This window comes from Geoglobus acetivorans (assembly GCF_000789255.1).
GTDB lineage: Archaea > Halobacteriota > Archaeoglobi > Archaeoglobales > Archaeoglobaceae > Geoglobus > Geoglobus acetivorans_B.
The window spans coordinates 704,103-718,976 of the sequence record NZ_CP009552.1 but is presented as its reverse complement, the minus strand read 5'-3'; the positions used below and the strand labels follow the sequence as shown (position 1 = coordinate 718,976).

The 14,874-nt window shown below is 50.0% G+C and carries 18 protein-coding genes and 2 tRNA genes; 10 read left to right on the top strand and 10 right to left on the bottom strand.

Going from position 1 to position 14,874, the window contains the following annotated elements:
• Positions 1 to 30 precede the first annotated feature (30 nt).
• The 8 genes from GACE_RS04115 (at position 31) to GACE_RS11630 (ending at position 4,416) form a co-directional block, all read left to right on the top strand.
• Positions 31 to 216: a hypothetical protein gene (locus GACE_RS04115; RefSeq protein WP_048091418.1), complete on the top strand. Its 186-nt coding sequence runs from the start codon at positions 31 to 33 to the stop codon at positions 214 to 216.
• Positions 213 to 569 carry a DUF2634 domain-containing protein gene (locus tag GACE_RS04110; RefSeq protein WP_158413800.1) on the top strand — a complete coding sequence of 119 codons (357 nt, stop codon included), beginning with the start codon at positions 213 to 215 and terminating at the stop codon, positions 567 to 569. The genes GACE_RS04115 and GACE_RS04110 overlap by 4 nt, the downstream gene beginning before the upstream one ends.
• Positions 566 to 1,738, top strand: coding sequence for a baseplate J/gp47 family protein (locus tag GACE_RS11190; RefSeq protein ID WP_052400218.1), 1,173 nt, complete (start codon positions 566 to 568; stop codon positions 1,736 to 1,738). Before GACE_RS04110 ends, GACE_RS11190 begins: the two co-directional genes overlap by 4 nt.
• Position 1,739: 1 nt before the next feature.
• Positions 1,740 to 2,336, top strand: a complete 597-nt coding sequence (locus GACE_RS04100; RefSeq protein WP_048091414.1) for a hypothetical protein — start codon at positions 1,740 to 1,742, stop codon at positions 2,334 to 2,336.
• 233 nt (positions 2,337 to 2,569) lie between these two features.
• Positions 2,570 to 2,923 (top strand): hypothetical protein, encoded by a 354-nt coding sequence (locus GACE_RS11520; protein WP_148305915.1) that lies wholly within the window; start codon positions 2,570 to 2,572, stop codon positions 2,921 to 2,923.
• Positions 2,923 to 3,855 carry a hypothetical protein gene (locus GACE_RS04090; protein ID WP_048091412.1) on the top strand — a complete coding sequence of 311 codons (933 nt, stop codon included), beginning with the start codon at positions 2,923 to 2,925 and terminating at the stop codon, positions 3,853 to 3,855. The genes GACE_RS11520 and GACE_RS04090 overlap by 1 nt, the downstream gene beginning before the upstream one ends.
• A gap of 10 nt (positions 3,856 to 3,865) precedes the next feature.
• Positions 3,866 to 4,249, top strand: coding sequence for a hypothetical protein (locus tag GACE_RS04085; protein WP_048091410.1), 384 nt, complete (start codon positions 3,866 to 3,868; stop codon positions 4,247 to 4,249).
• Complete coding sequence (locus GACE_RS11630; RefSeq protein ID WP_158413799.1) at positions 4,246 to 4,416, top strand: hypothetical protein; 171 nt, start codon at positions 4,246 to 4,248, stop codon at positions 4,414 to 4,416. The genes GACE_RS04085 and GACE_RS11630 overlap by 4 nt, the downstream gene beginning before the upstream one ends.
• On the opposite strand, the gene GACE_RS04080 is transcribed toward GACE_RS11630, so the two are convergent.
• From GACE_RS04080 to GACE_RS04070, 3 genes are all read right to left on the bottom strand, one after another.
• Positions 4,400 to 5,128: a tyrosine-type recombinase/integrase gene (locus tag GACE_RS04080; RefSeq protein WP_318249291.1), complete on the bottom strand. Its 729-nt coding sequence runs from the start codon at positions 5,126 to 5,128 to the stop codon at positions 4,400 to 4,402. The genes GACE_RS11630 and GACE_RS04080 overlap by 17 nt on opposite strands.
• Positions 5,129 to 5,221: 93 nt before the next feature.
• A tRNA-Leu gene (locus GACE_RS04075) sits at positions 5,222 to 5,305 on the bottom strand.
• A 200-nt stretch (positions 5,306 to 5,505) separates the two neighbouring features.
• On the bottom strand, positions 5,506 to 6,162 hold the full coding sequence (locus GACE_RS04070) for a hypothetical protein (protein ID WP_048091408.1): 657 nt from the start codon (positions 6,160 to 6,162) through the stop codon (positions 5,506 to 5,508).
• A 141-nt stretch (positions 6,163 to 6,303) separates the two neighbouring features.
• Here GACE_RS04070 and GACE_RS04065 point away from each other — a divergent pair, with 141 nt between their 5' ends.
• A complete protein-coding gene (locus tag GACE_RS04065; protein WP_048091405.1) occupies positions 6,304 to 7,740 on the top strand; it encodes a PAS domain S-box protein in 1,437 nt (478 codons plus the stop codon).
• Between the two features lie 33 nt (positions 7,741 to 7,773).
• Here GACE_RS04065 and GACE_RS04060 read toward each other — a convergent pair whose 3' ends face one another.
• The 7 genes from GACE_RS04060 to hxlB all read right to left on the bottom strand — a co-directional run bounded on the left by GACE_RS04060 (position 7,774) and on the right by hxlB (position 14,118).
• A complete protein-coding gene (locus GACE_RS04060) occupies positions 7,774 to 8,130 on the bottom strand; it encodes a response regulator (RefSeq protein ID WP_048093633.1) in 357 nt (118 codons plus the stop codon).
• Positions 8,131 to 8,259: 129 nt separating this feature from the next.
• Entirely contained in the window at positions 8,260 to 9,228 is a 969-nt protein-coding gene (locus GACE_RS04055) for a geranylgeranyl reductase family protein (protein WP_048091403.1), read from the bottom strand.
• A 167-nt stretch (positions 9,229 to 9,395) separates the two neighbouring features.
• Positions 9,396 to 9,476 (bottom strand) — tRNA-Ser (locus GACE_RS04050).
• A gap of 66 nt (positions 9,477 to 9,542) precedes the next feature.
• Positions 9,543 to 9,860 carry an ASCH domain-containing protein gene (locus GACE_RS04045; protein WP_048091401.1) on the bottom strand — a complete coding sequence of 106 codons (318 nt, stop codon included), beginning with the start codon at positions 9,858 to 9,860 and terminating at the stop codon, positions 9,543 to 9,545.
• On the bottom strand, positions 9,841 to 12,147 hold the full coding sequence (locus GACE_RS04040) for a tRNA(Met) cytidine acetyltransferase TmcA (RefSeq protein WP_048091400.1): 2,307 nt from the start codon (positions 12,145 to 12,147) through the stop codon (positions 9,841 to 9,843). The genes GACE_RS04045 and GACE_RS04040 overlap by 20 nt, the downstream gene beginning before the upstream one ends.
• 338 nt (positions 12,148 to 12,485) lie before the next feature.
• A complete protein-coding gene (locus GACE_RS04035) occupies positions 12,486 to 13,538 on the bottom strand; it encodes a M42 family metallopeptidase (RefSeq protein ID WP_048093632.1) in 1,053 nt (350 codons plus the stop codon).
• A gap of 10 nt (positions 13,539 to 13,548) precedes the next feature.
• Entirely contained in the window at positions 13,549 to 14,118 is a 570-nt protein-coding gene (hxlB, locus tag GACE_RS04030) for a 6-phospho-3-hexuloisomerase (protein ID WP_084063755.1), read from the bottom strand.
• Positions 14,119 to 14,213: 95 nt separating this feature from the next.
• On the opposite strand from hxlB, the gene pyrF reads away from it, so the two are divergent.
• A complete protein-coding gene (pyrF, locus tag GACE_RS04025) occupies positions 14,214 to 14,852 on the top strand; it encodes an orotidine-5'-phosphate decarboxylase (RefSeq protein ID WP_048091398.1) in 639 nt (212 codons plus the stop codon).
• The last annotated feature ends 22 nt before the right edge of the window (positions 14,853 to 14,874 follow it).

Below are 14,874 nucleotides of genomic sequence, written 5' to 3'. Positions count from 1 at the left end.
TTTTTAAAGTCTGGTGACGTTTTTCCGCACATGGATAAAGTCAGGGCCATCGAAGGCGTGAATTGGATTAGGCACTGCTCTGACGGTTCTATAATAATTTCCTGTAGGCAGGATGTAGTCGAGAAGGTCAAGGCGTGCTTCAAAGATTGCGAGTTTTTCGTCATGCAAATTCCGAGGGGCAACGCGCTGGTTGAGGTCAGGAGGAGATGCTCATGACTTGGGACTTCAAGTTTGACGACAACGGCGACATAGTCGTGAACGAGCTCAAACAGCTCGAAACCGTCGAAGGTGCGGACAGGACTAAACAGCACATCATGCACATCCTCAAGACAGTCAGGGGAAGCGACCCGTTCGATCCGGACTTCGGTGTGGACTGGCTTAAGATCAAGCGGAGCGGATACAACAGGACACTTATCGAGCATGAGGTCCGCAAGGCCCTCGCGGGATACGATGAGATCAAGTCCATTGACGGGATAGAGATTTCCGAGCTCGATTCCGACAGGAAAGTCAGGATCAGGCTGTATCTCACGCTTGATGGGAGTAAAATCTCGGCTGAGGTGGTCGTATGACGTATGGTGTTACCGCGAATGGGTTTGTGCCGAAGCCGTTTTCGGTCATTATGGATGAGTTGAAGCTTCTCGCAAAGCAGGAGTTTGGGGAGGACATTGATTTGAGCGAAAACTCAAGGTTTCTGAGGTTCCTGAGGCTGGTCGCGAAAAGAGAAGATGCACTCTGGCAACTCCTCGAGGATGTGTATTACGCTGGCTACATCGACTTCGCAACCGGGCAGAGCCTCGACAACATAGCCGCACTCGTCGGCTTCGTGAGAACTCCGGCATCAAAAGCGACCGGAACCGTCACGTTCTCCCGATCAACTCCAGCGACGGCGGACATAACAATCCCTGCCGGTACAAGAGTGGCCACTTCGGACGGCTCTGTGACGTTCAGGACAACTCAGGCGGTGACGCTTTCAGCAGGATCCACATCAGTTGACGCCCCCATCGAGGCTGAGCAGGCGGGCAGTTCGGGCAATGTCGCGGCGAACACCATAACGAAAATCGTTGATCCTGTCAGCGGGATTGAGTCCGTGAACAACGCGAACCCGACATCGGGGGGAAGGGACGCGGAAACCGACGAGGAGCTGAGGTACAGGATAAAGAACACTCTCGCCTCGAAGGGCAAGGCGACCGTGGAGGCAATTAAGGCTTCCGTTCTCGCCGTTGACGGGGTCAAGACCGTAAGGGTCGAGGAGAACGACACAATAAACGACTACACGTCAACGGGAGGACTTCCGCCGAAGAGCTTCAGGGTCTTCGTTTTTGGCGGGGCCGACAGCGATATAGCTCAGGCAATATTCGATGCGAAGCCGGCAGGAATCCAGCCGTACGGCGACGTTTCCGCGACAGCCTACGACCAGGACGGCAACGCCTACACGATCTACTTCAGCAGGCCGAAAGTCGTGAACATTTACGTGGATGTGCAGATAACGAGCGACGGAACGTCAATTGACACCCAGACGGTTATCGACGCTGTGAAGGATTACATCAACAACCTCGACATCGGAGAGGACGTGATCTACGCGAAGGTCCTCGCGTCGGTCATGAACATTCAGGGAGTTGTGGACGCCACGGTCAAGATAGACACAACCTCCCCTCCCGCAGGAACGAGCAACATAGCCATAGCGGACACTGAGATCGCACAGACGGACGACACGATGATAACCGTGACGGTGAGCTGATATGGCTGTTGACGAGCTCGTCAAGCTTCTTTCGACCGCCTTCCGCAAGGATCCGGACTCGAACAACTACAAGCTCCTGAAGATCCTCGACTCGGAATTCAGCAACATTGAGCTGGAGGCGGAAAACGTCAGAAACGCCCATTTCGTCGATTACGCGAGCGGAAAGAGCCTGGACTATATCGGACAACTCTTTAACGTGAGGAGACAGCAGGGCGAGACGGACGAGCACTTCAGAGCGAGGATAAAGATAGCGTTCAGCAAGCTGACGGAAATGACGACGATCAAGGACATCAAGGAAGTCGTCGCCTCGGCTTTGAAGACCAAGACAAGCAGGGTCAGGGTTCTGGACAGGTATGACATTGAGCCTGCACTCTTCGAGGTCTGGGTCTGGCTTCAAGACTTGAACAACGCGGGGCTGACGATTCAGGAGCTCAAAGATTTACTTCAGGCGATAAAGCCGGCGGGCGTAAGGCTTGACACGAAGCAGTTCGGGACGTTCACATACCGCTCAATCAATGACGTTTCCGATCCGACGAAGGGCTACAACGACCTCGCGAACAGCAATCCTAATGCCGGAACGTATGCCGGACTTCTCTGATCTCTTTTTTAAAGTCTGCTTGGGGTTTGTCTGATATGGCTATAGCTCAGAAATCACGCTGGGACGATACCGGCGTAGAGCCCCCTGCCGGCGACGCGAAATATGTTGCCGGCGAACAGCCAATTGCGGAATACGATAACTGGTTCAACTCTTCCGTCTCGCAGGACATTTCCAACCTGAACAAGGAATTAAGTGGAAGGACGCTCAACAAGGGCTTCACTTCCGGCGTGACCGTGACTGAGACAGCCCTGACGCTGAAGCAGGAGATAACGGCGGACAATGACTTCATCGGTTTCATCGATTCGATCCACGTCGTGGCGAGCAATCCGACGGGTTCGGGAGCCACGCTTTACTTCATGCTTCGTGCTCTGCTCTCGGACGGGGCAACCGAAGTTGATCTCCTCGACGCTGAGGAAAGTGTGGCGGAAGGGGCGAGCTTCGACGACTATCTGGTTGACGTGATGGACAAGATAACGAGCAACGAGAAGATCTCGGCCATCAGGCTTTACGCTTACTGTTCCGTCGCTCCTGCTACAGGATACGAGCCGACCGTCCAGCTTGAGAAGGTTGTGGGGGTGCAGAACTGATGGCGAGGTGGAGGAATTCCTGGCTTTGGAACTTCATCAAGTCGAAGCTCAGCGGGGAGGGGGCTTACAACAAGCTGTATGACTCCCAGCTCAGGGGGATTGTGGACGACGCGGATGCGGTAGATGGTTATCATCTTGCGGACATTCAATCTGATGCGCAAAGCAGGGTTGACTCGCACGCCTCTTCCGTGCTGAACGGGATCCACAACGTCATCCAGGACGTGGAGGCGAACCTCCCGGCGGCGGGAGTGGCGGGAAGGCTGTTCATCGCGACGGACACGGGCAAGATTTACAGGGACAACGGAACGTCATGGGACTCTGTCGGTGGAGGGGGAGCGCATGCGGACACCCACCTGGCGGGCGGAGCGGATCCGATTCTCGGGCTGGCGAGCAGTCAGCTTGGCTTTGGATTGGCATGGGAGCACGTGGCATCTATCAGCGTCACTACGAATGTCCAGAGCATTAGCTTTACCGGGCTTAATGGTGATGTAGACAAAATCTATATGTTAATAGCAGCAATATACAATACGGACACTACTGCTGACAGAGGATTTTACTTGCGATTTAATGGTGATACTACATTAGCAAACTATGCCTATCACTACTGGATGATTGTAGGTGGAACGTCTTCATCAGGTTACCAGTCATACAACTCTACTACTGGAATTGCTGGTGCAGACGCCTTCGCAAGTGGTAATGGTGGCTATGGCTTTGGATATGTCCTGATACTTGCCGAAGGTATAACTATAGGAACAGACACTTTCGTAACTGTCATAGGTTCTACAGCTATGTCTAATGGCATTGGTATTGTGCATTATGGCTCTGGCTGGAAAAAACAGGCTAATGTGACACAAATAGACTTACTGCAACCATTCGGAGCATTTATCGGGGCTGGTTCAAAGTTTTGGCTGTTCAAACTAACTAATGTATGAGGTGGTCTAAATGATTAAGAAGCTGATATATAATGTAAGAACTGGACAAATAGATGAGATAACACTGACCCTCAACGAAGCCGACAGGGAGCTGATCGATGAGTTTTCAGCGAACCCAGACAAGAGCATTATTAATGCAAATGGAGTAGATTCAGCAACAATAATAGTGAGCTACAATAAGAACTGGAAACTTAGCACATGGCAGGTAAACGTAGCTGTGTATGACTCAGCAAGGACACTTATAGCAACAGACACCCTGACACTTTCCGACGCCGGCAACTATACAGCAGTTGCCCAATATGCGTTCAGCACGGAAATAGCGGACACCTACAGGTTTGAGTTTGAGCTCGTTGATTTGGGGCTTAAGGCCTCCTGCGAGGTTGAGGCGATATGAAGAAGAAACACATCGTCGAAAAGCTTGAGGAGAGGAAAGACAAGAAAAAGCTGAAGATCAAGGAAGACAAGACGCAGAAGCGGACGGCGACGCTTGAGGAGAGGATCGCGGATCTCGAAAAGAGAGTCAAAAGACTGGAGAGGCTCCTGCTCAGCCGAGAATCCTGAAGTCCTTCCAATACTTGTCGTAAATTTTTTTCAGCTCCTCCTCATCCTGGAAGTCGTAGTGCCCAAGGTCCACGTCGTTCCTCATCGAGTGGCCCATCAGCATCTTCTTAATTGCCGTTGGCATCCCCAACCTGTCGCTCTGCTGGCTGAAGAACTTCCTCATGTGCTTCATTCTCAAACTCGTGTTTAATTTCCCGAAGTGGTAGAGTAGAGACTTCTTGGAGAAGGGAAGTTTGTCAGGTTTAACTACGGACAGATACTCCTGCAGAACTTCCTGAGCTTCTCTGGAGAAGAAGGTAACCCTGTCTTCATAGTCCTTGGCTATTTCAGCTTTGATGTAAATCGTTCTGTTTTCGAGATCGATGTCATCAACGGTCAGCAGATACAGCTCTTCGGCCCTTATTCCGGACGTGGCGGATAAAAGCGTGGCGGACTTCACTTTCAAAGCGTACCTCTCTCTAAGCTTACTGTCCGCCTCGATGAGTATCTGTCTTATGTCTCTGGGCTTGACGACGATCTTCTTCTGTTTCGGTATCTTTGGCAGTTCGATGTGCTCGGCGAGTGGGTGATTTACGAATTTGAGGAATGCACGAATGTATATCAGGCGCTTTCTGGCTGTTCGTGGGCTGAACTGCTGTTTTATTTCATTTATATAAATAATTATGCGGCTATCTTCTAAATCGTATGAACATGCCTCGAGGAACTCTCTCACGGCTCTCTTGTATCGGTGTTTTTCGTCATCAGAAATGTCTTTCAGGTCGATAGACTTAGAGAACCTATCAAATTGTTCAACTAAAGAATTGCATGCGGGGGGAGGGATTTGAACCCTCGGACCCCTTCGGGACAGGGTCTTAAGCCCTGCGCCTTTTCCTGGCTCGGCAACCCCCGCAGCGGAAATGGCGAGCAATTGCTGATTCGTGGGCTTTTCAACTGATATGCTGTCACAGCTGTATTATCCATGCGCGCTGAGGTCAATAGCCTGAACCCGTGAAGTACTTATGAAGTTTGTGGTGCAGAAACACGACAGTGTTGTTAATTGCCTCACCTGGCAGAATTGCGGGAAAGATTTTTGGAAAGGAATGCAGGGCATCATTTTTCGTTCATAATCTTCATTTCCTCGCCAACCTTGAACGTCGAGGTTCCGGGCTTTATGCTCGGGACGACGCTCTGTATCACGTGCAGCTCGTAAATTTCCTCACCGAATGTGAATATGTCCTCCTGCTTCTTAACGTGGAGCGCGACATCGAACATTCCGGAAAACTGGGCTATGTCCGTCTTCGTGTAAGCGTTGTATGACGTGAATGCGATTATTCTCAGCCCTTCCGGGGCTTCGTCAGTTAACTTGAGCATAAACCTCTTGGAGCTCTCGTTCGTGGCCACGTCGAGAAGCCCTCTGCCAAGAACGATTAGCGTACCGTCCAGTTTCTTGATGTATTCTGTCAGGTCGTCAAGCTGGTCGTACCTGTAGGTCAGGTGCGCATCGCTCATCCCCGTGGAGTTCAGGCAGATTATTCTGACCCTGTCTTCCTGCATGTTGAGGAAACCCATGTTGAACTTCAAAGCCCTCAGCGTGGGATTCGAAATTGCAAGAATGGTGATCCGGTCGTCAGATTTTTCCATAATCTTTCCCAGAATTGCCTTTGCAGGATATATGTTCTCATAAAATACGATGAAGTTGAGATTTGAGGACACGAGGAGTTCTACGAATTCCGATGACTGGCTCGGTATTATTTCGTTCAGGCTCATAGAGATATAACTGGTTTTAAGGCTATTTAAATTTAATTATCACGTACTGATTGTGGATGGCCGGAATTTTTCATTACATCGCCTGTCTCCACGGATTTTGAAAAACTATATATCTATCCCGGAGAATCCATTACATGGCTTATGAATCCTGAGGATCTGGAAAGGGTGGCTGAGGAGTGGATTGAAAAGGTTGCCCCCGGGATCCCCTCAGATTTGCTGAACAGGGTCAGGCGTGTAATAGCGAAGGGCATTGTCGAAGTGCTGTCCGGACAGAGAACCGTGGATGATCTTGTGGGTGAGGTGGATGAATCTCTTATAGAGGAATTGATAAGAAGGGGACAGGGTCCGGAGGATTTTCTCAGGAGAATTGAACTTCTGATTGAGATTGTTCGGAAGTATGAACGGTCAGAGCAGGAAGAACTTCTACCAGTAATTTACGAGCTCCAGATGAAGGCTCTCGGAAAGGTTCTGAGAGTTTACAGCAGGATAACTGCTGGAGAGGTTCTGGCGAGAAAGAGGGCTGAAAGGGCATACAGGGTTCTCAATGCAGTAAATGAGGTGATCCTCAGGGCAGATGGCGAGGAGAAAATGCTCGAGGATGTCTGCAGGGTCATCGTGGAGGTTGGGGGGTACAAGCATGCGTGGATTGGCTACGCTGAGAATGGCAGGGTGATCAGGCTTGCTGCGAAGTACGGATATGGCCATGAAGAGTCCGAAAAGCAACAAAGCAGCCTGACAGGTTCAGAGACAGCAGGATCTCCTGGAGATGCGAGCTCGGATGATGGCTGCAGTCCGTGCATAAAAATGGCCGAAAGGGAAGGCTTTGCGTCATCGATCGCACTGCCTCTCAAGTATGACGGCGAGATTTATGGTGTTCTTAACATTTACGCCCCTGAAAGTGATGTTTTTGACGATCAGGAGGTCGATCTGCTCACCAAACTGGCGGAAAATATCTCGTATGCCATCTCCAAGATAAGGACAGAGGCGGAGAAGAAGAAAATTGACCAGCTTTACAGGTTGCTTGTTGACAACACCGGAACTGCAATTTTGCTGATCGAAGATGGCAGGGTGGTGTTCGCAAACAGAAGGGCGGAGGAGCTTTCCGACTACTCAAAGGAGCAGCTGATCGGAAAACCGTTCATCGAACTCGTCTGCGAAAAGGACAGGGAAAAGGTCATGAGGATGCACATGATGAGGCTTGAGAATCCGGACTCGGTCCCTCAGAGCTACAGGCTGAACTACGTTGATTCAGAGGGAAACATGCGGAGCGGAGTTGCCATCGTCGCCAAAGTTCCGGAAAGCAGGAAGTTTATCGTGTCTGTTATAGACATCACCGACCTCATGCTTGCGATAGGGCAGATAGAGGAAAACATTGAGAAATTCGCAATACTCGTCGACAAGATCAGAAACCCCCTTGCAGCAATACATGGCTACGTTGAGGAGTATGTGGAGGATGAAACCCTGAGGGAGAAAATCTTCGAGCAGATTGCCAGGATAGTCAAGCTTGTAAATCAGCTTGAAGACGGCTGGATGGAGTCAGAAGACGTCAGGATGTTTCTCAGAAAATTTGAGAGGTAAAATAACACCGGGTTGCAATCTTTCACGTTATTCTCAGGAATTTTCTATGTACTTCTCTATCGTGCTCACCAGGGTGCTCTTTGAGAATGGCTTTTCAACGACCTCCAGCGCTCCCGCCTCGAGCAGATCCTTTGCCCTCTGCTTTGCGTATGCTGTGACTCCTATGATCTTCGCATTCGGGTCCATTCTCTTGATTTCTCTCGTGGCCTCCACACCATCCATCTCCGGCATGACCACATCCATGAGGACGATGTTCGGCCTGAACACCCTGTACTTTTCCACTGCCTCCTTACCGTCTCTTGCCTCGAGTACTGAGTACCTGTCTCCAAGCATCGCTTTAATAACCTCAAGCACGGCATCGTCGTCTTCAACCACCAGTACAAGTTTCATCAGGACTTTCACCTCTCTGGTTCAATATGATTTATCGGTTACTTATATCTAACTGCTTCTGGTGATATTGCAAATATAAACTTTTAGTTTCCTTTTTTATCCACTGGTGCAAATTTTCCTGAAGTGCTGTCAGGGTTTCAGATTGGTTATGACCTTCAGAATGTCCCTGAAATTCAGTTCTGCACTCCTCTCACTTTCGATCCTGATCACCTTTCTGGTCAGCTTGAGGGCAGAGACTATGTCTCCTCTCTGCACAGCCTCCAGAAAGCCGAACTCCTCCTCCACCCACCTGAACTCCTCGAGAATTCTGTTTTCATACTCGTCGAGGCAGTCGCTGTTCAGACAGTCGTGGAATATCTTTGCGGAGAGCAGTGCGGGGGCGTTCCCCTCACCGAAACCGCTTATGCACCCGATTGCCTCTCCAACACCGTAAACGTTTCCATCCCTGAAGGGCAGTGACTTTGAGGGGGGATACATCCTGACGAAACCCTTGCACCCACAGGATTTCTCCTTCTCCTCGAACCCGTACTTCTCGCGGAGTTTTCTGACCATCTCCTCTGCTCTCTCAACGCTCTTGTCTCCGGCCCCTATGTGCCATCTGCCCTCTCCGAGAGGGAAGGCCCATGCGTATCCTGTCCTTCTTGCATATGCATAGATGTCCTCGTCTTTCTCATGTTCCTCTATATACTGCACGGTGTGGTACCTCATGTGGACGTCATCCTCATCAACGTCGGGCAGGAATGCCCTTTTGCTCCCGGTGGCATCCACGATTATGTCCGGGTTTTCCATCTCTCTGAATTCCATCTCACTCCATAAATCCTGGAGGAGCTTCTTTCTGTCGAACATCACAACGTTCTTGACCCTGAACCTGATACCGTTGGCGTAGGCATATCTGGGCCTTGAGATTATGTAATCGTCAAGATCTAGCCCGATGTCCCTGTAGAGGTTTTTGGCCTGCCTGTAGGCTATACCCCAGGCGCATCTGCAGTCGGGAGAATTTCTTTCATCTTTGATACCGACCTCATAATCTTCGTTGTTCCTGAGGAGCATGTACAGGTAGCTTCCAGCCATTCCTGCCCCGTAAATCTGTATCCTCATTCAATCACCCTGAATGCTGTATTCCTGGATGGAAAGATGGTAATTAAAATTTTTCCTGTTCCTGCATTTCTTTGATTTTTCATGTGTACAGATGTTTTGCATTGTCTCTTGCGTGGAAGTTGTGTATTCTTGGCGAATAAACGCCTTCCTCAATTGACAAAACAGTGCGCCGGGGGTGGGATTCGAACCCACGCGGGCAGAGCCCAGTGGCTTAGCAGGCCACCGCCTTACCACTCGGCAACCCCGGCTTTAAACTGGCTAATCACTCTCAATTTTTAAACATTTTGATGAGGGAGTTAGAAATAAAATCCAGATCAATCCACAACCGTGAAGTGCACAACCGTAACAAACTCCTCGTCTTTGACCTTCCCGTATATCCTCTTCAGAGCCTCTATAAGCTCTTCCCTGTTCTCGAAACCGTCGAGTTTCGCATCGATGTCTGTCAGTTCCTTAATTCTCTTCACAACGACCTTGTCAACCCTCGCTCTTGCGAAGGGCTTGCTCTCTGCAGTCAGATCAACTATTCTCCCCACAGGGTATCTCTTTATACCCTTTCTGACAGTTGTTACCTTTCTCCCGTCCATTATGGCCTCTACATACTCCGAATCGAAATTAATCCTCTTCTGCTCCATGGTACCACTCCCACACCTTTTTAAGGGCCTTCAGCATTCTTTTGTATGACCTGCTATCCTCAATCTCCCTCCAGCTTTTCATCATCAGACATTTCGCAACCAGAACCCTCTCTTCCCTTTCGTCCAGTCCGGCCTTATCGGCCCGGGTGTAGTAATACCTTATGAGGGGCCTCGCTATGTCGGAAACATACTCGAACAGGCTGTGGCCCTGGAAGTACTTCTTCATTCTCCTTCTCTCGACCCTGGTGAATTCTGGCTCACATGCCTTTGCCTCCTTTCTGAGGCTCCTCAGGAGCCTTATGGCAGTTTCAAGCTCTATGTCTCTCAGCTCGTCTCCGAGGTATTCTATCACTCTCCTGACGAATTCAGCGTTTATGTCGTCAATTCTGGACTGGATGTGCATTTTGAGGGCTTTCAGGACTATGACCGTGTACTCTCCGGAAATCTCATTCCTCTGGGGCGTGATGTGCACCGGCACGAACCCGTTTCTCTCCCAGAACCTGAGCAGTTCCGGAGATACACCAAAACCACTCCCCGCCCAGTCCATGTCCTTCTCCGAGGCCCACTCGACGAGCTTCTGAAGTGCATAGCTGCCTATACCCATGTCCATCACGGACGGGTGAGTTGCGATTCTTACGATCCTTATGCCGGTAAGCTCGGGAAAGCCATACTCCCAGTAGTGCTTCAGGATCAGGTCAGGGATTATCTGACCCTTCGGCTTGTAGCCATCGGAGAGTTTCCTCACGGTCTCCTCATCCATGCCACCTTCGACAGCAACGTGCAGTGAGCATACAGTCTTTCCGTTCACCTTGACCCTGAGCGGAATGTGGTTCGGCATGTCCAGCAGAATCACGAGGTCAGAGGGGCGGTTTCTGTAGTGGGCGAGAACGTAAATGCCGAAGAACTCTCTGAGGAGGTCGTCGTTTTCGATGAGCATGTTCTTGTCAAGCTCCTCGAACTCAAGCTCCCCGTTCCTTATTTTCTCAAGGTCCTCCTCATCAAGCTCCACGGGCTGTGCGTCGAGCATCAGAACGTCGTAGAGCCAGGCCTCGATTGGGTCGCCCTTACCGTACCTTATCGGTTCCTTCAGCTCGATTTTCACTATTTCCGTATTTTCGTCCTGCTCGAGCCTCTTCAGAAATCTGATTGCGAAGCCCCTTCCCGTCCCCTCGTAACCGTGAACCGTTGTGGAGAATATCGCGTACTTCACACCCTCGATTATCTTGAAAAGCACGGGAACGTCGATTGATGCAGCCTCGTCAACAATGACGATGTCTGCAAACTCACCCTCTCTCATGGCCCTCGCGGGGAGGGCGTACTCGATCCTCGCATACCTGCTGTTGATCACCGTGGTGTTTCCACCGCTTTTCTTCTCAGTGAAGTTCTTCATCCCTTGCCTGACGAGGGCTTTTTTGAGAAATTCGAAGTAGGTTTGCACGGACTGGACGTTTGGGGCCACGAGCAGGATTCTGACGGGTCTTTTCAGGGTTCTTTCAAGTTTTGACACCAGATATGGTGTCAGGATTCCGAGAACGGCAGTTTTACCCCTCCCCCTGTTGGCCGTTATTACAACAGCCTTTTTCTCCCTCTCTTTTTCAAAGAACGACTCAAAAACCTGAAGAACGCGAACCTGGTCCTGAGTGGCACATAGCTTGTAGAGCTTTCTCTTGATTTCCTTTTTCTCCTCCGGGATTACGATTTCTTCTCTTGAATCGACTTTCTTCTCGAATTCATATTTTTTCAGAATTTTTCTTTTATCTGCGTCGAATATTATGATTCCCTCTGCTCCAAGGGTCTTTTTTATGAATCTGCTGTAAAATCTCGGGACAACGTCATCAACCGTGTATGGCTCGCTTACCAGGTCCTCATGCCACTTCCCCTTCAGCTCGAACCAGCTGTCAATGTGGGGTGAGATGGCGATGATGATCCCGCCCTCTCTTATCGTCTCTATCAGTATTCCGAGGTCGTTCGGGTGGAACCCGTCTGTCAGGTCTATGATCAGGCTGTCGTAGGTCTGCCCCAGAACCTTCCAGCTGTCCTTGTAGTGGATGACCTCCCCGTTGAAGTACTTCTCTGCCAGCTCATTGAAGTAACTCCTCCCTGCAAGAAGAAGACTTTCCTCAGAATTTTCCGATGATTTCAGGTGCTGCCTGTATGCCTTTCTGGCGAGTTTCATTATCCTGTCGTTCAGCTCTTTCGTGCATACGAAAACAACGTACCTGTGCCTGTTTTCCCTGGCAATTTTACTTGCCTTCTCGATTTCGAGCATGAGGTCCCTGACCGTCATTCGTAGGAAACTTTGCCTGTCTGCTTTTATATTTTCTTGAGTCTTCGTTCTGTGATATTCACGATAATATTGTATTGCGATTAATTTAGATATTATCTGATAAATAATTACGTAATTATTTATAGAATCAAAAAATTATATAAACACTAATTGATACATATTCGTACGTAAAATGCTGAGGAGGGAGAGATATGGAGCTGGCACCACTCAAAAGTCTCGGGTTCATACTCGGCCTGATAATCGGTTCAGCAATACTGGCTCTCGGAATAATTGCTCCGCTGGCCGTGTTTATGGCAGGGTAAGCTGAAACAGACAGAACTGTTAAAAATTTTAGAAATTTACTTTTTTATGTATTTTTCTGCGGATTCAAGGGCTCTTGCGACCAGTTCTGCAGACAGATCTACGTCCTTCAGTGATATTACCTCTACGGGCGTGTGGATGTATCTTGCAGGCACCGAAACAACACCCGTGGGTATTCCAGCCTTTGTCAGGTGGATTGCAGTCGCATCTGTCGTTCCGCCCTCTCCAACCTCCAGCTGGTAGTCTATTCCGTGCTTTTCTGCCGTTTCAACAAGCCAGTCCACGACGGCTTTCGGAGCGATCAAACCTCTCCCCTGAGCGTCGGCCACGGTTATGACTGGACCCTTGTCGAGCTTGACGTCGAGCTTCACGCTTTCAGCACCGGGATAGTCTGTTGAAGGTGCAACATCAATTGCGAGGGCAACATCAGGCTCGAGGGCAAATGAAGAGGTTCTCGCACCCTTCAGCCCGACCTCCTCCTGCACGGTCCCGACTGCGTAGATCGTGGCATCGCTCTCTGTCCGCTTGAGCGCCTCTATCATGATTGCAACACCGGCCCTGTCGTCAAATGCCTTGCCGGTAATCCTGTTCCCCAGTCTGACACACTCTCTGTCAATGGTTACCGGGGTCCCGATGTCGATTCCCATCTCCTTCACATCATCCCTGCTCTCTGCTCCAACGTCTATGAACATGTCCTTGATATCGATGACCTTCTTTCTCTCGTCATCCCTCATGAAGTGCGGAGGCTTGCACCCCAGCACACCGACGATTCTGCCCTTCTTTCCGTGGAGTATCACCCTCTGGTTTAGCGCTGTTTGACTGAACCATCCTCCTATGGGTGTTATCCTCAGAAATCCGTTGTCCTCTATGTACTTCACCATGAAACCGATCTCATCCATGTGTGCGGCAATCATCTGGCTGTAGTCTCTGCCGTTCTTCACACAGATTATGTTGCCCATCCTGTCAACCTTTATCTCGTCCACATGGTCCTCAAGCTCGGCCTTTATTATGTCTCTTATCTCGTCCTCATACCCGGAAATGCCGTGGGCGTTGCTCAGCTTCCTTACAAGTTCCTCTATACTCTCATACATTATGCTCACCTCATTCAAGAACCGCATGTCTGTTCTCGAGATCCTTTTCTGTGAGGTTTCTCACCGTCATGAGTTCGGCAATGAGAGCGTCAAGGTATATCATCACGGTAAGCTCGAACATCGTGCCGAGAGGGGCAATTTTTGAAAGCTCCTCGTCCTGCTCGGTCTTTATCTTCCCCTTTATCGGAACAACGACATCTGCAAGTTTTCCGAGAGAAGATTCGGGATTGCTTGTGATTGCTATCAGCTTCGACCCGATCAGCTCCTTTGCCTTTTTGCTTATGTTCACAACAGACGTTGTCTCTCCCGAACCTGATATGGCTATCAGGACGTCTTCCTTTCCGATCCTCGGAGTTACGGTCTCGCCAACAACGTAAACGTTGTAACCGCAGTGCATTAACCGCATTGCAAACGATTTCGCCACAAACCCGCTTCTCCCTGCACCCATAACAAAGATGCTCCTCGCACCCTGTATTGCACCGATAAGCTCCTCGAGATTCTCGGAGTTCACGGAATCCTTCAAGAGCTTTATCTGGTTCTCCATTGCCGTGAAAAACTTTACCATCTGTTCTCCCACCATGCTGGCTCCCCCTGGTAGTTTTTTCATTCCATGGATATTAAAGATTTGGATGGTGCCGAGCCAACATTTAAAATCACATGCACGGTTAAGGGTTTATGCTCATACTTGCTCTTGATGTTCAGGATAAAGAGGTGGCACTTGACATTGCCCGGAAGTGCGGTGAGTACGTGGACTTCATCAAGGTCAACTACCCGCTCGTTCTGTCTGCAGGGATCGATGTTGTTTCCGGGCTTTCCAGAATCCGGCCTGTTATAGCCGATTTCAAGATAGCGGACATACCCTACACTGCTTCCCTCATTGCGGACATAGCCTTTAGACATGGGGTTAGGGCAGTCATCGCCCACGGTTTTGCCGGAAGGGACATGCTTCAGGCTGTGAGGGATGTGGCTGACAGGTATGGAGGGGAGGTTTATGCTGTAACGGAGCTGAGCAGCCAGGGCGGGAGAGAGTTCATGACCGGTCATGCTCTTGAGATTGTTGATGTTGCAAAAGAGGTCGGCTGCGACGGTCTCATAGCCCCTGCCACGAGGCCTGAGAGGATTGCGGAGATAAAGAGGAGGGCAGGAAGCCTCAAGGTCATCTGTCCCGGAGTCGGGGCTCAGGGGGGAACGCTCGAGGACGTTCTGAAGGCCGGAGCCGACGGAATCATCGTGGGCAGGACAATATATCAGTCCGAAGACCCCGCCAGAACCGCAAGAGAGATCCGCGAGAGGATTGATGGACTGATGAAATAAAAGATAAAATACGGCTGAAGGG